Origin of the sequence: Actinophytocola sp. (assembly GCF_035762905.1) — a bacterium.
Taxonomy (GTDB): Bacteria; Actinomycetota; Actinomycetes; order Mycobacteriales; family Pseudonocardiaceae; genus DASYTH01.
This window is the reverse complement of record NZ_DASUCC010000034.1, coordinates 24833-46578: the sequence shown is the minus strand read 5'-3', so window position 1 is coordinate 46578 and position 21746 is coordinate 24833. Positions and strand designations below refer to the sequence as shown.

Below are 21746 nucleotides of genomic sequence, written 5' to 3'. Positions count from 1 at the left end.
CCGGCACGTCTGGGCGGTCGTGAGCAAGCTCGCGAGCGAACCATCCGGTGAGTTCGGTCGGCTGTGGGCCGCTGGCACGGTGGCCGGCGTGGGCACCGGGGTGACCGCGGTGGCCGGGCCGCTGCTGGCCGCGGCGCTGACCAGCGATCCGGTGCGGATCGCCGGGCTGATGATGGCCGAGCAGCTGCCCTGGGTGGTGTTGGCGTTGCCCACCGGGGCGCTGTCCGATCGGATGGACCGCCGGCTGCTGATGACCGCCTCCGGCGTGATCCGGCTGGCCGGCCTGGCAGCGCTGGCCGCTGCGGTCGCGGTCGGGCAGCCCGGCCTGCCGCTGCTGTACGTGATCTTCATGCTGGTCGGCTGCGCGGGCGTGTTGTACGACAACGCGTCGATGGCGATGCTGCCGGCGACCGTGCGGGACGGCTCGCTGTCGCTGGAGCGGGCCAACGGCCGGATGCTGGCCAGCCGGACGCTGGGTGAGTCGCTGGCCGGTCCGCCCCTCGGCGGGCTGCTGTTCGCGCTGGCCGCCTGGCTGCCGTTCGCGCTGGACGCGCTGCTGTTCGCGGCGGTCACGGCGTTGTCGCTGCTGCTCTCGCCGGTGCGGGTGGCGCCGGAGCGTCCCCGGGTGTCGCTGCGGGCGGCGATCGCCGACGGTCTGCGCTGGCTGCTGCGGCACCGGTTGCTGCGCGGTTTCGCGGTGACGGTCGCGGTGTCCAACCTGATGCTCGGCGCGGTGCTGTCCCTGCTGGTGCTCATCGCCCAGCAACGCCTCGGCCTCGGTCCGGTCGGTTACGGTCTGCTGCTCACCGCCGCCGCGGTCGGCGGGATCGCCGGCAGCCTGGTCACCGCCCGCCTGGTCGCCCTGGTCGGGACCGGCACCGTGCTGCGCGCCGGCCTGGTGATCGAGACGCTGGCCGGGCCGCTGCTGGCGGTCACCACCTCCCCCGCGCTGGTCATGATCATGATGGGGCTGCTCGGCGTCGAACTGCTCACCTTCTCCACCATCGGAGCCAGCCTGCGCCAATCCCTCGCTCCGGCCGACATGCTCGGCCGGGTGCACAGCGCCTACCGCCTGCTCACCAACGCCGGCCTGCTCGCCGGCGCCGCCCTCGGCGGCCTTGTCGCCCGCTCCTTCGGCCTCACCGCCCCGTTCTGGCTCAGCCCCGCCATCCTCGGCATCCTCACGGTGTGCGTGTGGCGCCTGTTCGGCAATGCCGAGATCGAAGCCGCCCGGCGTAGCACCACGCGCTACCGGTAGCCCGTTCAGGACGGGCGGCGGGTGATGACGACGAGTTGGTGGGGCTCGAGTTCGGTGACCGACCAGATGGCGGGGTCGAACTGCTGGGGGCCGAAGGTGTGGTTCAGGATTTTCCAGGAGCCTGGTTCGGGGCTGTACAGGACGAACACGTCGATCGGGCCGAACGCGGTGTCGGCGGTGGCCCGGGCGAACTCGGCCGGGTCGGTGATCGACGCCAGCCGGCCGAGCTCGGCGTTGCGGGAATCCCAGCGCACCAGCGTGTTGGCCGAAGTCTGGTCCATGCCCATGTAGCCGCGCCATGGCAGGTAGGCAAAGAGCCGCTCGTTGGTGGCCAGCGTGTGCGGGCGGTCCCCCGTGCCGCGCACCTGCTCCACCTCGGTCCTGATCAGCTCCACCGGGTAGCAGGGGAACCGTCCGTCCTGCGGGGCGTACTTGGGATACCGGCAGTCCGGCAGCGGCTCGAGGTGGGCCCAGGTGGCGTAGTCGTTGAACGTGGTCGTCCCGGCTCCCGGGCGCCAGTCCTGGCTGTAGGTGAAACCGAGCCACACCATCAGCAACGCCACGGCCACCACGCCGGACCGGGGTGGCCGGACCAGTTGGAGCTTGCGGACCAGCGCCGGCGCGGCCGTGGCCAGCGTCAGCACCGCGGCGAGCAGCATCACGGTCGCAGAGATCAGGAACGCGTAGTAGAACAGCCCGGTGTGCCCGGTGAACACGAACCGGACGCCCTGCACCAGCCACCAGGCGTAGGCCCCGAGGACCAGGTACAGCATCGGCCCGGACCACCAGAACCGCCCGCGGTACCACAGCAGCCCGGCCAGCCCGGCCAGTTGCAGCGCACCCATCAGCGTCGGCTCGAGGAACGGGAACCCGTTGTCGGCGATCTCGCCCGGAGCCCACAGGTCGCTCAGCAACTCACCGCCCTGGGTCAGCGCGGTGCCGAAGTACGGCACCAGGAACGGAGCCGACACCACGAAGGCCGTGGCACCGAGCAACAGGACGTGCCGGACGTACCGGCCCCGCTCGGCGGACCGGCGCCAGGTCACGAAGATCAGGACGAACACGCCGAACCCGGCGAACAGGAACCAGCCGTTGTAGGTCAGCATGATCAGACCGCCGATGATCCCGGCCGGCAGCCAGTGCAGGCGGCCGCGCGGCGGCTCGGTGAACGCCGAGATCACCCACGGCACGAAGACCACGAGCGTGATCACGGCGAACGCCTTGCGCGGATCACCCTGCAGCGGGATCGAGATGGCGCTGAGCGGGAACGCGAGCGCGGCCGGCGCCAGCCGGCACCACATCAGGAACGCGACCACGACCGACAGCGACAGGACGCCGACTTCCACGAACCCCAGCAGGCGCCAGGCGGGCACGTCGAGCAGAGCCGCGAGCCGGCCGGTCAGCCACGGATACAGCGGCGGGTACTCCGGCGGCAACTCCTCGACGAAGTGGTCGGCGAACCACGGGGTCACGGCGTAGCGGGTCGCCGCCGCCGCCACCCGGACCCGGTCGCCGGCCAGCCCGGTGGTGCCGTGCGGTGTCCCGGCGAGCCAGGCCCGGAACATCAGCGCAACCCAGGCGCCGAACAGTCCGGCGGCGACGGCCGGAATCGCTTCGCCTGCCCCGCGCCACCAGGCCAGCGCGGTGACCGCGACCAGCAGCACCGCGCCGGCCGCGACCGGCAGGAACGCGCCCCGCGCGGTGAACGGGTTGAGGTCGAGCAGCCGCGGGATCAGGAACGCGAACGGCAGCGCCACCGCCCAGGTGCCGACCGCGATCGTCCCCGGAGACGTGACCAGCCGGCGAAACCACCGGTGCCGGCCGGACCCGCCGTCCGCGGTGTCGGATGCCGGCGCCGGGACACGCTCCGCGGCCACGCTGTTCGCCGGATCGGACATGGCGCGCAGTAAACCACAGCCAGTAGTGGTTAGAATTTGATTAGGTGACAACCGAAAGGGTGGATGTTCGCCGCCGTGCGATCAGTTCCCGGCCGTGTTTGTGCGGATGCGACCCACGTTCACCGTGCGTGCGGTTTCCGATCACATGGGGGTAGCTGGTGCGGATCGGCATCCTGGTCGTCGCCTACAACGCCGCGTCGACGCTCTCGGCGACCCTGGACCGGATCCCGAAGGACTTCCGGGACCAGATCGCCGAGGTCATCGTCCTCGACGACGCCAGCCACGACGACACCGCCAGCCACGGCCTGAGCTGGGCGTCCCGTGTGGACACTCCGGCCACCCTGGTCGTCCGGCACACCAAGAACCTCGGCTACGGCGGCAACCAGAAGGCCGCCTACCAGCTGGCCATGCGGCGCGGCCTGGACATCGTGGTGCTGCTGCACGGCGACGGGCAGTACGCGCCGGAGCTGCTGCCGCAGATGGTGGCACCGCTGGTCCGCGGCGAGTGCGACGCGGTGTTCGGCTCCCGCATGATGACCACCGGCGCGGCCCGGCGCGGCGGCATGCCGCTGTACAAACGCCTCGGCAACCGGATCCTCACCCGGTTCGAGAACGGTGTGCTCGGCACCAACCTCACCGAGTTCCACTCGGGGTACCGGGCCTACCGCCTCGCGGCCCTGCGCGAGCTGCCGTTCGAGCACAACAGCGACGGCTTCGACTTCGACACGCAGATCATCGTCCAGCTGGTGCACGCCGGGAAACGGATCGTCGAGATCCCGATCCCGACCTACTACGGCAGCGAGATCTGCTACGTCAACGGATTGCGCTACGCCAGGGACGTCGTGCGGGACGTCCTCGAGTACCGGTTGGCGGCCAAGGGGTTCGGCGTGTCCGAGTGGATCCCGACGCCGGACGAGTACGCCTTCAAGGAGGGCGACGGCACCTCTCATGCGGTCATGCTGGACATGCTGGCCGGCCTGAAACCGTCGAAGGTTCTCGACATCGGCTGTTCCGGGGGTCTGCTGGCCGAGCGGGTGCGGGCGGCCGGTCATCACGTCACCGGTGTCGACGCCATCGAGGTTCCCGGCGTGGTCGAGCGGGTGAACGACTTCGTGCGGGCCGACCTGTCCCGGGGCATCCCGGACGAGGCCGGCCGGGACTTCGACGTGGTCATCGCGGGCGACGTCATCGAGCACCTGCCGAGCCCCGCGCACATCCTGCGGGAGATCCTGCGCGTCCTGCGGGTCGGCGGGCAGGTCGTGCTGTCGGTGCCGAACTTCGGGCACTGGTACCCCCGGGCGCGGACCGCGCTTGGGCTGTTCGGCTATGACCGGCGCGGCATCCTCGACGACACCCATCTGCGCTTCTTCACCCGGGCGACCCTGCGCCGGCTGGTCAACTCGTGCGGGTTCGACGTGCTCGAGGAGCGGGCCACCGGCCTGCCGCTCGGCGTGGTCTCACCGGGGGACGGTCCCGCGCTGCGCGCGGTGCGCCGGGTCGACGACCGCCTGGTGAGTGCCCGGCCGACCCTGTTCGGCTACCAGTTCGTCCTTCGGATGACCCCGCACGCCGAGGAGGCGCTCGTTGTCGAGCCTTCCTGACGACGCTCAGAACAGCCGCAGGTCGGCGCTTTCCAGGCCGCGGAGCTGGTCGTAGTCGAGGGTGACGCAGCGGATGCCGCGGTCCTCGGCGAGGGTGCGGGCCTGGGGTTTGATCTGCTGGGCGGCGAAGACGCCGTGCACGGGAGCGATCAGCGGGTCGCGGTTGAGCAGGTCGAGGTAGCGGGTGAGCTGCTCGACGCCGTCCAGCTCGCCGCGGCGCTTGATCTCGACAGCGACCGTGGCGCCGGTGTGATCCCGGCAGAGGATGTCCACCGGGCCGATGGCCGTGGGGTACTCGCGGCGGATCAGCGACCAGCCGTCGCCGAGGGTGGCGATGTGCTCGGCCAGCAGCGCCTGCAGGTGGGCCTCGACGCCGTCCTTGACCAGGCCCGGCTCGACGCCGAGGTCGTGCGCCGAGTCGTGCAGGATCTCCTCGATGCCGATGATCAGCTGCTCGCCGGCCTTGTTCTGCACGGTCCAGGTGCCCGGGGCCTCGGTCAGCCAGCACGGCGGGCTCATCCAGTTGAGCGGCTTGTAGGCGCGGTCGTCGGAGTGCACCGACACCGAGCCGTCCGCCTTGACCAGCAGCAGACGGGTGGCCATCGGCAGGTGGGCGGTGAGCCGCCCGGCGTAGTCGACCTGGCAGCGAGCGATCACGAGGCGCACGGCAGGCAGGTTATCCGGCTCGGGCAGGATCGCTGGCATGGAAGCCCTCGACTCGCGGCAGGTCTACCAGAACGCGTGGATGACGGTCCGCGAGGACGCGATCCGGCGGCCGGACGGTTCGGCCGGGGTCTACGGCGTGGTCGACAAGCCGGACTACGCGCTGGTGCTGCCCTACGACGGCGCGCGGTTCATGCTGGTCGAGCAGTTCCGCTACCCGCTCGGCCTGCGCCGCTGGGAGTTCCCGCAGGGCACCGCGCCGCACCGGGCCGACACCGACCCGGTCCAGCTCGCCGCCCGGGAGCTGCGCGAGGAGACCGGCCTGGCCGCCCGGTGCATCGAGGAGATCGGCCTGCTCGACGTGGCCCCCGGCATGTCCAGCCAACGCGGCCGGGTGTTCCTGGCCACCGGCCTGACCGAGGGCCCACCCCAGCGTGAGCACGAGGAACAGGACATGCGCTGCGCCTGGTTCAGCCGCACCGAGCTGGAAACCATGATCACCCACGCCGACATCACCGACGCCCAGTCGATCGCCGCCTACACCCTCCTGCTGCTCCGCGAACGAACCACCAGCCCACCCAAGCCATGAGCCCCAACAGAAACGCCCACCCCAACAAAGGCGCCGCCAACAAAAGGACCGCCCCCACCCCAACAAAAAGGCGCCGCCAACAAGAGGACAGCCCCCACCCGTCCCGGGGGGCGAGCCCTGCTCCAGCGTATCGGGTGGGGGTGCCGGGGCGGGGGGAGATGATCTTGGGTGTGGACAGCTCGTGGCGTTGTGGACAGGTGGTACGGCGCGACCGCGTTCAGTCGGGCCAGACGGGGGTGCGCTTCTCCAGGAAGGCGGCCATGCCCTCGCGGGCGCCGGGGAGCTGCGCCGCGGCGGCCATGACCTCAAGCGCGATCTGGTAGGCGTCGGCTTCCGGGCGGTCGAGCTGGGCATAGATGGTGTGTTTGCCGAGCGCCTTGCTGGCCCGGCTGCCGCGGGTGGCGCGGGCGAGCAGGGCGTCGACGGCGTCGTCCAGCTCGGCGTCCGGGACCACCGCGTTGACCAGGCCCCAGTCGAGCGCGGTGCGGGCGTCCACGGCGTCGCCGGTGAGCACCAGCTCCATCAGGCGTTTGCGGCCGATCGAGCGGGCCACCGGGACCGCCGGGGTGTGGCAGAACCAGCCGGCCTTGCCGCCCGGGAGGGCAAAGCCGGCGGACTCGGCGGCGACGGCGAGGTCGCACGAGGCCACCAGCTGGCAGCCGGCGGCGGTGGCCAGGCCGTGCACCCGGGCCACCACGACCTGGGGAACCGACTGGACGGTGCGCATCAGCTCGGTGCACAGGGTCAGCAGCGCGCGCACCCCGACCAGGTCCCGCCCGGCGACGTCGGCGAAGTCGTGGCCGGCGGAGAACACCGGGCCCTCGCCGGCGAGCACGATCCCGGTCGCGTCCGAGGCACCCGCGGCGCGGAACGCGGCGAGCAGCTCGGCCAGGTGCTCCTCGGTCAGCGTGTTGCGCCGGGCCGGCCGGTTCATCGTGATCCGGACCGTGCCGTTCTCCCGCTTGACGGTGATGTGCTGGTGGTCGCCCATCACTGCACGGTACCCCCGCTCAGCGGGCGCAGAGGTCCTCGGTGCGCAGGTCGGCCGGCGGCAGGTTCTCCTTGATGAAACCGCTCGGCTCGGCCAGCTTGAGCCACCGCCCGGACGACTGCAGGCTGCGCAGCTCCTTGTCGAAGCCGGCCACCAGCTCCTTGTCCACGTCGCTGCCGAAGGCGTACGCGCCGGCCACCGGCGGCTCGCCCTCGAGGGTGAACGGCGCGGTCACCTCCACCTCGGCGAGGTCCGCCTTGGCCAGGCTGCGCAACCCGATGTCGCTGAACGCCGCGCAGGCGGCCTCACCCCGCTCGACCGCCTTGAGCATCTCGACCGGCCCGGGAATGGCCAGCACCTGCCCGGCCGGCACCTTGGTCCTGATCACGAACTTGTGCTCGGGCAGGTCCTTCATCACCGCGATCTTGGCGCCGGCACCGACCGCGTCGGCGATCGTCTTGAACCCCTTGGGATTTCCCACCGGCACGGCCAGCGCGCACAGCCCGACATGATCCGGCGCCGACCACACCAGGCTCCCGCAGCTCACCTGGCCCGGATACAGGATGCCGGCCAGGTCGACCCGCTTGGCCTGCAGCGCCGGGAAGAGCGCGCCGAACTCGAGCTCGAGCACCTCGACCTGGTCGATGCCCAACTCGTCCACAACGGCCCGGACGACCTCGACCGCGTGCGGCTGCCCCTTCTGGGTGCCGAGGCGGATGCGGCGCGGCGCCGGCCGGCGGGAGCTGGTCGGACGGGCCGGGCCGGATCTGGCCGCGCGCGGGGTGCCGGGCACGGCCTTGGCGCATGCGGACAGCGCCGCGCCGGACCCGACCACCGCTGCCCACCCGAGAGAGTTTCGGAGTAACTGGCGTCGTGTCCAGCCCATCGCTCACCCCTGTGTCGTGGCCATCCCGTTCGCCGAGCGGACCACGTCGACGATCTCGCGCATGATCTGGGTCATCTCGTAGTCCTTGGGCGTGAACACCCTAGCGACTCCGCGATCAAGAAGGATCGCCGCGTCGGCCGGCGGCACGATTCCGCCGACCACGACCGGAATGTCCGCGGCGCCGGCGGCCCGCAGACCGGCCACGACGGCGGGTACCACTTCCAGGTGCGATCCGGACAGGATGGACAGCCCGACGACGTGCACGCCCTCCTGCACCGCCGCTGCCACGATCTGCTCCGGGGTCAGCCGGATGCCCTGGTACACCACCTCGAAGCCGGAGTCCCTTGCCCGCACGGCGATCTGCTCGGCGCCGTTGGAATGTCCATCCAGGCCGGGCTTTCCGACCAGCATGCGCAGCCGCTGCCCCAGCTCGGCCCCGGTGGCCCGGACCAGCTCGCGCACCTCGGCGAGCCCGGCGCCGGCCGCACCGCCGGCGCTGGCCTCGGCGACCCCGGTCGGCGCCCGGTACTCGCCGAACACCTCGCGCAGCGCGCCGGCCCACTCGCCGGTGGTGACGCCCGCGCGGGCGCAGTCCAGGGTGGCGTCCATCAGGTTCGTTGCGGTCTTCGCGGTGTCCCGCAACACGTCCAGTGTCTTGTCCACTTCGGACTGATCGCGCCGGGCGCGCCAGGCGGTGATCGCTTCGACCGCCTGCCGCTCGGCCGTCAGGTCGGACTGGTGGATCACCTCGGCGCCCTCGGCCTGCAGCGGGCTCGGCTCGGTGGTGTCGAACCGGTTCACCCCGACGACGATCTCCTCGCCGGCCTCGATCCGGCCGCGCCGCTCGGCCAGCGAGGCGACCAGCCGGGTCTTCATGTACCCGCTGTCCACCGCGGCCACCGTGCCGCCAAGGTCCTGCACCCGCTGGATCTCCGCCTTCGCGCCCGCGACGATCTCGTCCACTTTGGACTTAACGACGTGCGAACCATCGAAGATGTCCTCGTACTCCAACAGATCCGTCTCGTAGGCGAGCACCTGCTGCATGCGCAGCGCCCACTGCTGGTCCCACGGCCGGGGCAGGCCGAGCGCCTCGTTCCACGCCGGCAGCTGGATCGCCCTTGCCCGCGCGGTGCGGGACAGGCTGACGCCGAGCATCTCCAGCACGATCCGCTGGACGTTGTTCTCCGGCTGGGCTTCGGTCAACCCCAACGAGTTCACCTGCACGCCGTACCGGAACCGGCGCTGCTTCGGGTCGGCAACGCCGTACCGGTCCCGGGTGATCTCGTCCCACAGCTCGGTGAACGCGCGCATCTTGCACAGCTCCTCGACGAACCGCACGCCCGCGTTGACGAAGAACGACATCCGCCCGACCACGTCACCGAACTTCTCGGCCGGCACCTGACCCGAGTCGCGGACCGCGTCCAGCACCGCGATCGCCGTACACAGCGCGTAGGCCACCTCCTGCACCGGCGTCGCACCGGCCTCCTGCAGGTGGTAGCTGCAGATGTTGATCGGATTCCAGCGCGGCACGTTGGCCACCGTCCAGGCCACCATGTCGGTGATCAGCCGCAGGCTCGGCCCCGGCGGGAACACGTAGGTCCCCCTGGACAGGTACTCCTTGATGATGTCGTTCTGCGTGGTACCGGACAGCCGCGCCACCACGTCGTGCCAGTCCTGCCCCTGCTCCGCCGCCTGCTCCTGCGCCACCGTGATGTAGAGCGCGAGCAACCACATCGCCGGCGCGTTGATCGTCATCGAGGTGTTCGCCTCGGCCAGCGGAATCTCGGCGAACAACGCCCGCATGTCCCCCAGATGACTGACCGGCACCCCGACCTTGCCGACCTCCCCCCTGGCCAACTCGTCGTCCGGGTCGTACCCCGTCTGGGTCGGCAGGTCGAAGGCCACCGACAACCCGGTCTGCCCCTTGGCCAGGTTCCGCCGGTACAGCGCGTTCGAAGCGGCCGCCGAGGAGTGCCCCGCATACGTGCGCATCACCCACGGCCGGTCCCGCTCACGGTCGGACGGATACGGCATCGGACACCTCCCGGAACGCTCCGATCCAGCGTACTGGCCAGTAACCCGGTCCGCCCTGGTGCCATTCCTCACAGCACGCGGTGACAATGAGGGGGTGGCCGCGTACACGTTGCTGGTGCCGTTGCTGGCGATAGGGGTGCTTGCGCTGGTGTTGCGGTGGGCGTCGAACCTGGATACGGATCGGGCTCACCGGAAGGATTACGGGCTGCTGCGTGAGGTGGCGCGGGTGCCGAGCTCGACCGCCGCGCGGGTGGTCGAGGAGCGGTTGCAGGAGGTCGGGATCAAGGCGACCACCGTGCCGGCGGAGGACGGGAACGGGATGCGGATCCTGGTGTTCCCCGGGGACGAGAACACCGCGATCCGCACCCTGCTCGGTTATCCGTCACCGGGGGAAGACCACGCCCGCTGAGCTGCCGCCCCGGCGGGTCGGCTCGCCCGCGGCCAGGACCTCACCACCACGCAGGAACTCCAGGCCGGACGCGACGCCGATGTCCGGGCTGATCCGGATCGTCGGGTCGAGCGACGAGGTGTCCCGGATGGCGAACGCGTGCCCGAGGGCCTGCAGGCCCGGCGTCGTGGGCAGGGCCAGGAAGGCCGGTTCGACCTGGGTGGTGGCGGCGTTGCGCTGGGAGGCGCGCGGCGCGGCGATCGCCTCGGGCAGGGACATGCCCAGGTCGACGCGGTTGAACAGGATCTGCACGACGGTCGTGATGATGGTGGCGCCGCCCGGCGAGCCGACCGCGAGGAACGGCTGGCCGTGCCGGAGCACGATCGTCGGGGACATGCTCGACCGGGGCCGCTTGCCGGCGGCGGGCAGGTTGGGGTCGGGAGCGGTGCCCTGGGTGGGGGCGAAGTTGAAGTCGGTCAGCTCGTTGTTGAGCAGGAACCCGCGGCCGGGTACGACGATGCCGCTGCCGCCCAGCTGCTCGATGGTGTTGGTGTAGGACACCACGTTGCCCCACCGGTCGCTGACCACGAAATGGTTGGTGTGCGCGCCCTCGTTGCCCGCGGCGGCACCCGACGAGGCCGGGGTGCACGCCGCGGAACCGTTCGGGTCGCCGGGGGCGACCGGGCTGGTCAGCGCCTGGGCCGGGTTGATCAAGCAGGCCCGCTGACGGGCGAACCGGTCGGAGAGCAGCGCCCGCTGCGGCACGTCGACGAACGCCGGGTCGCCGATGTAGCGGTTGCGGTCGGCGAACGCCAGCCGGGTGGCCTCCAGGTACCGGTGCAGCGCGGAGACGCGATCGAGCCGGCCGAGGTCGAACCGCTCCATGATGTTGAGCGACTCGCCGACCGTGATGCCGCCGCTGGACGACGGGGCCATGCCGTAGACGTCCAGCCCGCGGTACGCGACGTGCGTCGGGTCGCGGTCGATGGTCCGGTACGCGCGCAGGTCGGCCAGGGTCATCCGGCCGGGGATCGGCACCAGCGTGGCGTCCGGTGCCAGCGGCAGGTCGCGCTGTGCGGTCACGGTGTCCCGGCCGATCGCGCCCCCGTAGAGCGCCCGGGTGCCGTGCCGGGCGATCTCCCGGTACGTGTCGGCCAGATCCGGGTTGCGCAGCACCGAGCCGACCTCGGGCAGCGCCCCGCCGGGCAGGAACAGCTCCCGGGTGGAGCTGAACTGGGCGAACCGGGTCTGGTTCTGCCGGGTCTGCTCGCGGAACGTGGCGTCCACCACGAAGCCGCGGTCGGCCACGTCGATCGCCGGACGCAGGTTGTCGGCCAGGCTGAACCGGCCCCACCGGTCCAGGGCGCGCTGCCAGGTGGCCAGGTTGCCGGGCACGCCGACGCCGAGGCCGCTGGTCACCGCGGTCGGAAAGGCCAGCGGGTTGCCGGCGGCGTCGGTGAACATCCGCTCGTCGCCGGCCGCGGGCGTGGTCTCCCGGCCGTCGATGGTGAACACCCGGTGCCGCCGGGCGTCGTAGAACACGAAGTAGCCGCCCCCGCCGATGCCGGCCACGTACGGGTCGGTCACGCCGAGCGTCGCGGCCACCGCCACCGCGGCGTCGGCCGCGGTCCCGCCACGGCGCAGCACCGCGAGCCCGGCCCTGGTCGACTCCACGGTGTCCGAGACGACCGCACCACCGAACCCTCTGGCCACCGCCTGTTTGGCCGGTGGGGTGTCGGCCAGTGCCGGGGTCGCCCCGGCAAGTCCGGCCGCTGTCAGCGCAACGACGGATAACACCGAGCTGAATCGGCGGGGGGCACGCACGGCGGCTCCTTCGGCGAGGAAACGAGTGGTGCCCCTGTTCTACTCCCGCGCCGTGGGCTACGCATGCTCCGAACGGCCGGACACCCGGCGCACGTCCGCGCCGAGCCGGGTCATGTTCTCCACGAACAGCGGGTAGCCGCGGTCGATGTGGAACACGTCCCACACGTCGGTCACGCCGTCCGCGCACAGCCCGGCGAGCACCAGCCCGACCCCGGCCCGGATGTCCGACGCCCAGACCGGCGCGCTGGACAACTGCTCGACCCCGCGCACCACCGCGTGGTGCCCGTCGGTCCGGGCGTCCGCGCCGAGCCGCACCATCTCCTCGATGAACCGGAACCGCGCCTCGAACAGGTTCTCGGTGATCATCGAGGTGCCGTCGGCGATCGAGGCCAGCGCGACGGCGAACGGCTGCAGGTCGGTGGCGAACCCCGGGTAGGGCAGGGTGACGAAGTCGACCGCGACCGGCCGGTCCCGCTGCACCACCCGGAACATCTGCTCGCCGGTGATCGTCACCTCGGCGCCGGCCAACCGCAGCTTCTCCAGCACCAGATCCAGGTGGTGCGGGTCGACGCCGCGCACGGTCACGTCGCCGCAGGTCATGGCCGCGGCGAAGGCCCAGGTGGCGCCCACGATCCGGTCGCCGATCACCCGGTGCTCGGTGGGCTGCAGGGCGTCCACGCCGTGCACGGTCAGCGTCGAGGTGCCGGCGCCCTCGATCTTGCCGCCCATCTGCTGCAGCATCGTGCACAGGTCGACGATCTCCGGCTCCCGCGCGGCGTTGTCGATCACCGTGGTGCCACTGGCCAGCACGGCGGCCATCAGTATGTTCTCGGTCGCGCCGACGCTGGGGAAGTCCAGCCAGATCTGCGCCCCGTGCAGCCCCTCGGCCTCGGCCACCACGCAGCCGTGCTCGATCTCGCTGTGCGCGCCGAGCTGGCGCAGCCCGCTCTGGTGCATGTCCAGCGGCCGGGAACCGATCGCGTCGCCGCCGGGCAGCGCGACGACCGCGCGCCGGCACCGGCCGACCAGCGGGCCGAGCACGCAGACCGAGGCGCGCAGTTTGCCCATCGAGGCCGAGTCGGCCCGGTGGTTGAGCTTCGCCGGCGTTGTGATGGTGACCAGAGCGGTCGCCGATTGACCGCTGCCGCGGTCGGTGTCGATGCGCACCTCGCAGCCCAGGCTGCGCAGCACGTCGGCCATCAGCGGCACGTCGAGGATCTGCGGGCAGTTGGTCAGCGTCGTGGTGCCCTCGGCCAGCAGAGCCGCGGCCATCAGCTTGAGCACACTGTTCTTGGCGCCGACCACGTCGACCTCGCCGGCCAGCCGCGCGCCACCTCGAACCTGGAAGTGCTCCGTCACGAGCGCCCATCTTGCCCGGGCGGAAACCTCACCCGGGTGGGTGGGTGCGGACACGGCCGCGCGGGCCCGGAGTTACCCTGCCGGCCCATGAGGCTCCTCCTGCCGCGACTGGTCAGCCCGGCCGGATTCGTGTTGGCCCTGCTGTTCTTCCTGCTGCCGTTCGTCGCGGTCGCCTGCGACGCGCCGCAGAACGCCGGCTCGGTGGACGTCGGTTTCACCGGCCTTGACCTGGTCACCGGTGCCGAGCCGACGCTGACCGCCACCGGCGAGCTGGCCACCGTCCCGCGCGAGGAGCTGGGCACCGACGAGCTGCCGGAGCCCGGGGCGCAGCTACCGGCGATCCTCACCGTCGTGCTGATCACGGCCGGTCTGGTCGCCAGCCTGTTGCCGGCGCTGCGGGCCCGGCCGCTGGTGATCGGCGGCGGTGCGGCGCTGGCCGCGGCGCTCCTGGCCGGCACCGAGCTCATCGCCCAGGCCAACCTCAAGGCGTCGGTGCTGGACCTGGCCGGAACGGCGGTCCGGCTCGGCGGTGACACGTTCGCCGTGACCGATGCCCAGGCCCGGGATCTGGTGCACAGCCGGATCGGGTTCTGGCTGGCGCTGGTCGCGCTGGTGCTGGTGCTGCTGTGGTCGGTCCGGCTTGCGCTGCGGGACCGGTCCCGGCGCTAGGGTGGCCGTATGGCGGTCCACATCACGCGGGTCTACACCAAGGTCGGGGACGGCGGCACCAGCGCGCTCGGCGACGGGAGCCGGGTGTCCAAGACCGATCCCCGGCTGGCCGCCTACGCCGACGTGGACGAGGCCAACGCCGCGATCGGGGTGGCGCTCGCGCTCGGCGGGCTCACCGAGGACCTGGCGGCCGTGCTGCGCGCGGTGCAGAACGATCTGTTCGACGTGGGCGCCGACCTGTGCGCACCGGTCGTGCCGGACCCCAAGTACCCGCCGCTACGGATCACCGAGTCCTATGTGGAGCGTCTGGAACGCTGGTGCGACGAGTACAACGCCCGGCTGGCCAAGCTGACCTCGTTCATCCTGCCCGGCGGCACGCCCGGCGCCGCGCTGCTGCACGTGGCCCGCACGGTCACCCGCCGGGCCGAGCGCAGCGCCTGGGCACTGTTCGGAGTGGACGGTGAGCGCACCAACGTGCTGGCCGCCCGTTACCTCAACCGGCTCTCCGACCTGTTGTTCGTGCTCTCCCGGGTGGCCAACCCGGACGGCGACATACTCTGGCAACCGGGTCAGGGTGGTTAAATCCACTGTGGACCGCTCGGCGGGCTCTCGTTGTGCCTTCGGTCGAGCACCGTGATCACGTAGGTGTAGTGCCGGCCGGGTGCGGCGGTGGTGTCGGTGAACCGCTGCACCGGACCGTCGGCGTGCCGGCCGGTGGCCACCAGGTGGCTGGCGTCGGCAAGGTCGCACGGACGCGCCCCGCGCAGGCCGTCCAGCCGGTACACGGCGAACGCGGTGGACCGGGAATCGTGCAGCCAGTGCAGGGTGACGCCGTCCTTGCCGCGCCGGGCGGGCAGCAGGACCGGGCGGCGCGGGGCCGGTCCCGGGTTGGCCGGGACCAGGGCCGGCCGGGTGTAGTGCTCGGCGACCAGAATGTCCATGTGGGACAGCCGGTTGGCCCGGACGTCCTTGGCCGAGAAGAACACGTCGCCGCTGACCTGGGGGTAGGAGCGGTTGAACGTGAGGTGGCTGGACAGCTCGCCCGGGATCATCCAGGCCGGCGACTGGGTGGACACGCCGACCTTGTAGTTGGCCTGGCCGGTGTAGAGCCGCACGCCGGTGCCGTCGACCTGACGGGCCCACCAGTCGACCACCTTCGCGTAGTCGGCCGGCGCGAAGCCGATGTTCCAGTAGACCTGCGGCACGATGTAGTCGATCCAGCCCTCGCGAACCCAGCGCCGGGTGTCCGCGGCCAGATCGTCGTAGGTCTGCACGCCCGCGGTGGTGTCCGAGCCCTCCGGGTCGGTGGCCCGGTTGCGCCACACCGCGAACGGGCTGATCCCGAACTCCACCCACGGCTTGTGCTCGGCGATCCGGGCGGCCAGTTCGGAGACCAGCAGATCGACGTTGTCGCGCCGCCAGTCCGCCTTGGTGGCGAACCCGGCGCCGTAGCGCTGCCAGGTGGCCTCGTCGTCGAACTGCTGGCCGGCAACGGGGTACGGGTAGAAGTAGTCGTCGAAGTGCACGGCGTCCACGTCGTAACGGCGCACGGCGTCCAGGATGGCGTCCTCGGTGAACCGGCGGACCTCGGGGATTCCCGGGTTGTAGTAAAGCTTTCCGCCGTAGGGCACGATCCACTCGGGGTGCACGCGGGCCGGGTGGTCCGGGCGCAGCCGGGTCGGGTCGGCGTGCATGGCCACCCGGTACGGGTTGAACCAGGCGTGCAGTGCGAGGTTGCGGCGGTGCGCCTCGGCGACCGCGAAGGCGAGCGGGTCGTAGCCCGGATCCTGGCCCTGCACTCCGGTGATCCACTCGGACCACGGCTCAAGCGGCGACGGCCAGAACGCGTCCGCGGTCGGCCGCACCTGCAGGACGACCGTGTTGAGCCGGCGCCCCACCGCCTCGTCCAGCCACCGGATCAGCTCGGCCTGCTGCTCTGCGGCCGGCAGTCCGGGCCGGGACGGCCAGTCGATGTTGACCACGCTGGCGATCCATTCGGCCCGCAGCTGACGTTTCGGCGTGGCCGGGTTCGGCGCGACACAGTCCGGCCCGACCGGGGTGGCCACCGCCACCGCCGACGTGAGAACGGATCCCAGCAGCGCGACCATCGTCGCGACCAGCCCAACCCGGCGCATCATGGCGACAAGTGTGCCCTTTTGACCACATGTCTGTATATAGCGTGAACGTCTAACGATTCAGGAGGCCCACGGGAGCCGGCCCGGCGGGGCGGACTCCAACCAGGACAGGAACCCGGTGAGCGCGTCCGGATCCATCGCGATCTCGACCTCGGGATGGGTGCCGTCCTTGCGGTTGCGGAACCTGATCACCCTGGCGTCCGCCGGCATGCCGTAGGCCTCCGCGGTGTCCGGGTCGCGCCGGCTGGCGATCTCCATGCCGTTGCGCCGGATGATCCGGTCCGGGCCGGCGCGCAGGGACAGCACCCGGAACCAGGCGAACTCGTCGCCGCGATAGCGGCCGACGCCCAGATGCCAACCCTTGCCCGGGCGGTCCATCCGGGTGCGCAGGGCGACGTGCACCCCACCGGAGCGCAGTACCCGGAGCCGGCGAACCACCAAGTAACACAGTGTTAACGCGACCAGACCCAGGAGCGCTCCGACCACCACACTGATGTCCACGGCCGCTCCCTGCCCGCTCCGCCGTCCGTCAGGCCAGGAACCCGGCGGCGCGGAGCCGCACGAACAATCTCGCCGCAGCGAGTTGATGAATGATCATGCCTGGCAACGCGGTCTCCTCGAAACTGGTACTACGGCAGTGTAGGGGGTCAACTGGCAACCTCCCCAGTCAGGCCGGTGTCTTCCTTGGTGAACCAGTAGGCATTGGGGGGTTGGAGGTGACCCTGTCGGACTTCGAGGAGTATGTGAGCGCTCGCTCACCGGCCCTGCTCCGGACGGCCTTCCTCCTCTGCGGCGGGGACCGCGGCGCCGCCGAGGACATGCTCCAGGACGTCCTCGAACGGGTCTACCCGAAATGGCACCGGATCAAGGATCACCCGGAGGCCTACATCCGCGCGGCACTGGCCAACGCCGCGGCCAACCGGTGGCGGTTCCGGTCCCGGCGGGTGGTCGAGGTTCCGCTCCACGACGCCAGCCCGCCTGCGGTGCCCGGACCCGAACAGGCCGTCGCCAACCAGGATCTGGTGGTCCGCGCGCTCGGCACGCTGCCGGCCCGGATGCGCGCCGTGCTGGTACTGCGGTTCTACGACGACCTGTCCGAAGTGGACACGGCGGCGGCGCTGCGCTGCGGCGTCGGCACGGTGAAGAGCCAGACCTCCCGCGGCCTGTCCCGGCTGCGCACGCTGCTGGCCCCGCACGCGCTGGCGCCAACGACCGATCGGAGCTGCTGACCATGGAACACCTGGAGCTGACCCGGGTACTCCGGTCCGCCACCGCGGACCTCGAGCCCCGGCCCGGCTTCGCCGCCGAGGTGGTCCGGGGCGGCCGGCGCCGGCGGACCCGCAACCGGATCACGGTCGCCGCGCTGGTGATCCTCACCGCGCTGGCCGGGGCCGGGATCTGGGTGCAGTGGCAGAACCTGCCGGCGAGCACCGTTGCCGACCCGCGCATGGCGGAACCGACCAGGGGCGACCTGGCCACCGATCCCGACCTGCTGGCCACGGCGGTCCGCGAATGGCGGTCCGGCCTTTCCCGCTCGTGGAACGCCCGGCTCGGCGTGTTCGACGACCTGCGCGGCGCCCCACACGTGTACTGGGCCGGGCGCACCCCGGCCGGTCCGGCCGCGGTGGTCATGCAGCAGACGATCCTGCACCCGAACCCGGCCCGCGGGTCCGCCGACGCCGGCGAGCTGCGCACGCTGGCCGGACTGGTCGCCATGGACCCGATGGACCGGAACCTCAAGCTGGTGACCGACCAGTTCGCCCCGGACGCCGGCTACTTCCAGTTCGGACCGGCGGACCGCACCGTGCTGGTCGTCGCGCGGGACGGCCCGGTGTACTTCTCCGCCGGACCGATCGCCGACGGGAGCCGGACCTGGACCGGGCTCGCGTTCGCCGAGGGGGTGAGCGTGGTGCAGGCCCCGGAGGGAACCCATCCGGCCGCCGTGCGGGTGGTGGCCCGGGCCGACCCACCGGCACCGGACGACGATCACCCGGACGGCCAGCTGCCGCTCAAGCCGGCCACCAACTACCTCGAGTACGCCGCCACCTCCGGCCGGTTCACCGCGGACGCCCCGGCCATGCGGGACAACCGGCTGCCCTGGGGCGGGCCGCTGCGCCTGATGCGACTCCACGAGCACGGGCCGGTGCTCACCGACCTGGACGCCCGGTTCATCGACGCCATCGGTCAGGCCGGCCTGACCGACCCGGGGGCGAAGACCACCCTGTTCGGCCGCTGGCGGGTGGCGACCGGCCTGCCCGACGGCCGGTCCGCCATCGTCGGCGAGGTGCAGATCGGGGACAACCGGTCGCGGATCTACGCGGTGCTACTCCGGCCGGACGACACGGTGGACTGGATCGTCACCGGCGACTGGGTCGACCCCACCGCCGAACTGCCGGTCCTGGTGAAGCTGCCGGACGGGCAGGGCTGGATCGCCGCCAAACAGGGCAGCTACCTCACCTACCGGGTGAACAGGACCGAGACCTGGACCCAGCCGGCCGGCGGCGGCCCCGACGCCGTGCTCATCCCGGCCACCGGCCGCCAGGTCCGGATCGGCGACGGCCCCGAGATCGACCTCCGGCGCTGAGTCCGGGTTTCCCCGAACACACAACACCCCCGGAACCGTGCGGCTCCGGGGGTGCTGTGTCGAACTCAGACCGGCGAGTGCCCGGCGGCCCGCAGACGTGCCTTGGCACGGGTGCGGGTCTCCTCGTCGTCGCTCTGGAAGTCGAGCTTGGCCTGCTCGACGTCGATCTCCTCGCGGAGCTCGGCACCCTCGGCCAGGATGCTCACGCCGCGCTCGGTGACGGACAGGAAGCCGCCGTGCACGGCGGCGTGCACCTCTTCGCCGCTTGTGGTGTCGATCCGGACCATCTCGCCCTCGACCAGCTCGGCCACCAGCGGGATGTGCCGGGGCAGGATGCCGATCTCGCCCTCGGTGGTGCGGGCGAACACGAACGTCGCCTCGCCGGTCCACAGCAGCCGGTCCGGCGCGACCAGCTCGACGGACATCTCAGCCACGTGAGTCTCCTCTGTAGACGGACCCCATCACTTCTTGGAGGTCAGCTCCTTGTGCCGGCGCTCCAGGTCCTCCAGCCCGCCGATCAGGAAGAACGCCTGCTCCGGAATGTGGTCGAAGTCGCCCTTGGTCAGCTTGTCGAACGCCTCGACGGTCTCCTTGAGCGGCACGGTCGAACCCGGCTGCCCGGTGAACTGCTCGGCGGCCATCATGTTCTGCGACAGGAACCGCTCGATCCGCCGGGCCCGGCCGACCAGCTGCTTGTCCTCTTCGGACAGCTCGTCGATACCGAGGATGGCGATGATGTCCTGCAGGTCCTTGTACCGCTGGAGAATCCGGATGACCTCCTGCGCGACGCGGTAGTGGTCCTCGCCGACGATGGTCGGGTCCAGAATGGTCGAGCTGGACGCCAGCGGGTCCACCGCCGGGAAGATGCCCTTGGAGAACACGTCTCGGGACAACTCCGTGGTGGCGTCCAGGTGGGCGAACGTGGTGGCCGGCGCCGGGTCGGTGTAGTCGTCCGCGGGCACGTAGATCGCCTGCATCGAGGTGATCGACCGGCCCTTGGTCGAGGTGATCCGCTCCTGCAGCTCGCCCATCTCGTCGGCCAGGGTCGGCTGGTAGCCCACCGCGGACGGCATCCGGCCGAGCAGCGTGGACACCTCGGAACCGGCCTGGGTGAACCGGAAGATGTTGTCGATGAACAGCAGGACGTCCACGCCCTTCACGTCCCGGAACCACTCGGCCATGGTCAGCGCCGACAGCGCGACCCGCATGCGGGTGCCCGGCGGCTCGTCCATCTGACCGAACACCAGTGCGGTGTCCTTGAGGACGTTGGCCTCCTGCAGCTCCAGCCACAGGTCGTTGCCCTCACGGGTGCGCTCGCCCACCCCGGCGAACACCGAGGTTCCCTTGTGCACCCGGGCGATCCGGTTGATCATCTCCTGGATCAGCACGGTCTTGCCCACGCCGGCGCCGCCGAACAGGCCGATCTTGCCACCGCGCACGTACGGGGTGAGCAGGTCGATCACCTTGAGGCCGGTCTCCAGCATCTCGGTGCGGCCCTCGAGCTGGTCGAACGCCGGCGGCTTTCGGTGGATCGACCACCACTCCAGGTCCTTGCCGTAGCCCGGCTCGTCCAGGCAGGCACCGAGGGCGTTGAACACGTGGCCCTTGACCTCGTCGCCGACCGGCACCGAGATGGACCGCCCGGTGTCGACCACCTCGACGCCCCGGGTCAGCCCGTCGGTGGGCTGCATGGACACCGCGCGCACCACGTTCTCGCCGAGGTGCTGGGCCACCTCCAGGGTCAGCGTCTTGGCCAGCTGCTCGAACTCGATCTCCGCGTGCAGTGCGCTGTACAGCTCGGGCACCGAGTCACGCGGGAACTCGACGTCCACGACGGGCCCGGTGATCCGCAGGACGCGGCCGGTGTTGGTGGACGGTGCCGCCGGCGTGGTCGGCTTTGTCGTTGTCATCGCTAATCACTACTTCCTGCGGCAGCGGCGAGCGCGTTGGCGCCGCCGACGATCTCGCTGATCTCCTGGGTGATCTGAGCCTGGCGGGCCCGGTTCGCTTGCAGCGTCAGGCCGGTGATGAGCTCGTTGGCGTTGTCGGTCGCGGCCTTCATCGCCCGGCGGCGCGACGCCGACTCCGACGCCGCGGACTCCAGCAGGGCGGTGTACACCCGGGTGGACAGGTACCGCGGCAGCAGCGTCCCGAACAGCGCGTCCGCGTCCGGCTCGAACTCGTAGAGCGTCGGCTCCCCGCTGACCTCGGCGCCGTACTCGACCTCGATCGGCGCCAGCCGGTGCGCCACCGCGACCTGGCTCAGCATGCTGCGGAACTCGGTGTAGACGATGTGGATCTCGTCGGCGTTGAGCGCCGCGGTGTCCTCACCGGTGCCCAGCGGCGCGGCGTCGTCCTCGGCGTACTCGGTGCCGGCGAGGAACGCGGTCACCAGCGTCCGCGCGATCGTCGCGGCGGCCTCGTAGGTCGGCTGCTCGGAGAAGCCGGTCCACGCCTCGGCGACCGGACGCTGCCGGAACCGGTAGTAGTTGACGCCCTTGCGGCCGATCACGTACAGCACCGGTTCCTTGCCCTGGTCCCGGAGCAGCGCGAACAGCTCCTCGGCCCGGCGCAGCACGTTGGCGTTGTAGCCGCCGGCCAGGCCCCGGTCGCTGGTCACCACGAGCACCGCGGCCAGGTCCGGGTTCTCCCGCTCCACCAGCAACGGGTGGTCCAGGGCCGCGGTCTCGGCCAGGGCCGAGACCACCCCGGTGATCCCCTCGGTGTACGGGCGCGCCGCCTCCACCCGCGCCTGCGCCTTGGCGATGCGCGAGGTGGCGATCAGCTCCTGCGCTTTGGTGATCTTCCGCATCGACTTGGTGGCGCGGATCCGTCGCCGGAGGACCCGTAGTTGTGCAGCCATACGA

Annotated in this window: 20 protein-coding genes; 8 read left to right on the top strand and 12 right to left on the bottom strand. The window is 71.3% G+C overall.

Features of this window, described 5'->3' with window-relative positions; translation table 11 throughout:
- Positions 1–19 precede the first annotated feature (19 nt).
- Positions 20–1258 (top strand): MFS transporter, encoded by a 1239-nt coding sequence (locus VFV67_RS05280; protein ID WP_326467630.1) that lies wholly within the window; start codon positions 20–22, stop codon positions 1256–1258.
- A 5-nt stretch (positions 1259–1263) separates the two neighbouring features.
- Here VFV67_RS05280 and VFV67_RS05275 read toward each other — a convergent pair whose 3' ends face one another.
- Entirely contained in the window at positions 1264–3156 is a 1893-nt protein-coding gene (locus VFV67_RS05275) for an arabinofuranosyltransferase (RefSeq protein ID WP_326467629.1), read from the bottom strand.
- Positions 3157–3314: 158 nt separating this feature from the next.
- Here VFV67_RS05275 and VFV67_RS05270 point away from each other — a divergent pair, with 158 nt between their 5' ends.
- Positions 3315–4757, top strand: coding sequence for a bifunctional glycosyltransferase/class I SAM-dependent methyltransferase (locus VFV67_RS05270; RefSeq protein ID WP_326467627.1), 1443 nt, complete (start codon positions 3315–3317; stop codon positions 4755–4757).
- 6 nt (positions 4758–4763) lie between these two features.
- Here VFV67_RS05270 and nucS read toward each other — a convergent pair whose 3' ends face one another.
- Positions 4764–5423 carry an endonuclease NucS gene (gene nucS, locus VFV67_RS05265; protein ID WP_326467625.1) on the bottom strand — a complete coding sequence of 220 codons (660 nt, stop codon included), beginning with the start codon at positions 5421–5423 and terminating at the stop codon, positions 4764–4766.
- A gap of 37 nt (positions 5424–5460) precedes the next feature.
- Here nucS and VFV67_RS05260 point away from each other — a divergent pair, with 37 nt between their 5' ends.
- Complete coding sequence (locus VFV67_RS05260; protein WP_326467623.1) at positions 5461–6009, top strand: NUDIX hydrolase; 549 nt, start codon at positions 5461–5463, stop codon at positions 6007–6009.
- Between the two features lie 217 nt (positions 6010–6226).
- Here the strand turns inward: VFV67_RS05260 and VFV67_RS05255 are convergent, their stop codons facing one another.
- The 3 genes from VFV67_RS05255 to VFV67_RS05245 are packed head-to-tail and all read right to left on the bottom strand — an operon-like array spanning position 6227 to position 9992.
- Complete coding sequence (locus VFV67_RS05255) at positions 6227–7000, bottom strand: enoyl-CoA hydratase-related protein (protein WP_326467621.1); 774 nt, start codon at positions 6998–7000, stop codon at positions 6227–6229.
- Positions 7001–7019: 19 nt separating this feature from the next.
- Positions 7020–7835 carry a transporter substrate-binding domain-containing protein gene (locus VFV67_RS05250; protein WP_326467619.1) on the bottom strand — a complete coding sequence of 272 codons (816 nt, stop codon included), beginning with the start codon at positions 7833–7835 and terminating at the stop codon, positions 7020–7022.
- Positions 7836–7889: 54 nt separating this feature from the next.
- Positions 7890–9992, bottom strand: a complete 2103-nt coding sequence (locus VFV67_RS05245; protein ID WP_326467618.1) for a protein meaA — start codon at positions 9990–9992, stop codon at positions 7890–7892.
- A gap of 22 nt (positions 9993–10014) precedes the next feature.
- On the opposite strand from VFV67_RS05245, the gene VFV67_RS05240 reads away from it, so the two are divergent.
- Positions 10015–10329, top strand: coding sequence for a hypothetical protein (locus VFV67_RS05240; protein WP_326467617.1), 315 nt, complete (start codon positions 10015–10017; stop codon positions 10327–10329).
- Here VFV67_RS05240 and ggt read toward each other — a convergent pair.
- Both ggt and murA read right to left on the bottom strand, forming a co-directional pair.
- Positions 10303–12132, bottom strand: coding sequence for a gamma-glutamyltransferase (ggt, locus tag VFV67_RS05235; protein WP_326467616.1), 1830 nt, complete (start codon positions 12130–12132; stop codon positions 10303–10305). The two genes, VFV67_RS05240 and ggt, sit on opposite strands and share 27 nt — an antisense overlap.
- A gap of 57 nt (positions 12133–12189) precedes the next feature.
- A complete protein-coding gene (murA, locus tag VFV67_RS05230) occupies positions 12190–13491 on the bottom strand; it encodes a UDP-N-acetylglucosamine 1-carboxyvinyltransferase (protein ID WP_326467614.1) in 1302 nt (433 codons plus the stop codon).
- Positions 13492–13578: 87 nt separating this feature from the next.
- Here murA and VFV67_RS05225 point away from each other — a divergent pair, with 87 nt between their 5' ends.
- Both VFV67_RS05225 and VFV67_RS05220 read left to right on the top strand, forming a co-directional pair.
- On the top strand, positions 13579–14160 hold the full coding sequence (locus VFV67_RS05225) for a hypothetical protein (RefSeq protein WP_326467613.1): 582 nt from the start codon (positions 13579–13581) through the stop codon (positions 14158–14160).
- 9 nt (positions 14161–14169) lie between these two features.
- Positions 14170–14742 (top strand): cob(I)yrinic acid a,c-diamide adenosyltransferase, encoded by a 573-nt coding sequence (locus tag VFV67_RS05220; protein WP_326467611.1) that lies wholly within the window; start codon positions 14170–14172, stop codon positions 14740–14742.
- Here VFV67_RS05220 and VFV67_RS05215 read toward each other — a convergent pair.
- Positions 14739–16298, bottom strand: coding sequence for a glycoside hydrolase family 10 protein (locus VFV67_RS05215; RefSeq protein WP_326467610.1), 1560 nt, complete (start codon positions 16296–16298; stop codon positions 14739–14741). The genes VFV67_RS05220 and VFV67_RS05215 overlap by 4 nt on opposite strands.
- Positions 16299–16355: 57 nt before the next feature.
- Positions 16356–16796 carry a DUF2550 domain-containing protein gene (locus VFV67_RS05210; protein WP_326467609.1) on the bottom strand — a complete coding sequence of 147 codons (441 nt, stop codon included), beginning with the start codon at positions 16794–16796 and terminating at the stop codon, positions 16356–16358.
- A 215-nt stretch (positions 16797–17011) separates the two neighbouring features.
- On the opposite strand from VFV67_RS05210, the gene VFV67_RS05205 reads away from it, so the two are divergent.
- Positions 17012–17524, top strand: a complete 513-nt coding sequence (locus VFV67_RS05205; RefSeq protein WP_326467607.1) for a SigE family RNA polymerase sigma factor — start codon at positions 17012–17014, stop codon at positions 17522–17524.
- Between the two features lie 2 nt (positions 17525–17526).
- Positions 17527–18879, top strand: a complete 1353-nt coding sequence (locus VFV67_RS05200) for a hypothetical protein (RefSeq protein ID WP_326467606.1) — start codon at positions 17527–17529, stop codon at positions 18877–18879.
- A 65-nt stretch (positions 18880–18944) separates the two neighbouring features.
- Here VFV67_RS05200 and VFV67_RS05195 read toward each other — a convergent pair whose 3' ends face one another.
- The 3 genes from VFV67_RS05195 to VFV67_RS05185 are packed head-to-tail and all read right to left on the bottom strand — an operon-like array spanning position 18945 to position 21742.
- The gene (locus VFV67_RS05195) at positions 18945–19313 is read right to left on the bottom strand and encodes a F0F1 ATP synthase subunit epsilon (protein WP_326467605.1); all 369 of its coding nucleotides are present in this window, start codon (positions 19311–19313) and stop codon (positions 18945–18947) included.
- Positions 19314–19340: 27 nt separating this feature from the next.
- On the bottom strand, positions 19341–20789 hold the full coding sequence (gene atpD / locus VFV67_RS05190) for a F0F1 ATP synthase subunit beta (protein ID WP_326467604.1): 1449 nt from the start codon (positions 20787–20789) through the stop codon (positions 19341–19343).
- A 2-nt stretch (positions 20790–20791) separates the two neighbouring features.
- A complete protein-coding gene (locus VFV67_RS05185; RefSeq protein WP_326467602.1) occupies positions 20792–21742 on the bottom strand; it encodes a F0F1 ATP synthase subunit gamma in 951 nt (316 codons plus the stop codon).
- Between the last annotated feature and the right edge of the window lie 4 nt (positions 21743–21746).

Bases quoted from the DNA above. Each gene is read 5' to 3' on its own strand.
- VFV67_RS05275 (WP_326467629.1), bottom strand. From the start codon at position 3,156: ATGTCCGATCCGGCGAACAGCGTGGCCGCGGAGCGTGTCCCGGCGCCG.
- VFV67_RS05260 (WP_326467623.1), top strand. From the start codon at position 5,461: ATGGAAGCCCTCGACTCGCGGCAGGTCTACCAGAACGCGTGGATGACG.
- VFV67_RS05255 (WP_326467621.1), bottom strand. From the start codon at position 7,000: ATGGGCGACCACCAGCACATCACCGTCAAGCGGGAGAACGGCACGGTC.
- VFV67_RS05225 (WP_326467613.1), top strand. From the start codon at position 13,579: ATGAGGCTCCTCCTGCCGCGACTGGTCAGCCCGGCCGGATTCGTGTTG.
- VFV67_RS05220 (WP_326467611.1), top strand. From the start codon at position 14,170: ATGGCGGTCCACATCACGCGGGTCTACACCAAGGTCGGGGACGGCGGC.
- VFV67_RS05215 (WP_326467610.1), bottom strand. From the start codon at position 16,298: ATGATGCGCCGGGTTGGGCTGGTCGCGACGATGGTCGCGCTGCTGGGA.
- VFV67_RS05200 (WP_326467606.1), top strand. From the start codon at position 17,527: ATGGAACACCTGGAGCTGACCCGGGTACTCCGGTCCGCCACCGCGGAC.
- atpD (WP_326467604.1), bottom strand. From the start codon at position 20,789: ATGACAACGACAAAGCCGACCACGCCGGCGGCACCGTCCACCAACACC.
- VFV67_RS05185 (WP_326467602.1), bottom strand. From the start codon at position 21,742: ATGGCTGCACAACTACGGGTCCTCCGGCGACGGATCCGCGCCACCAAG.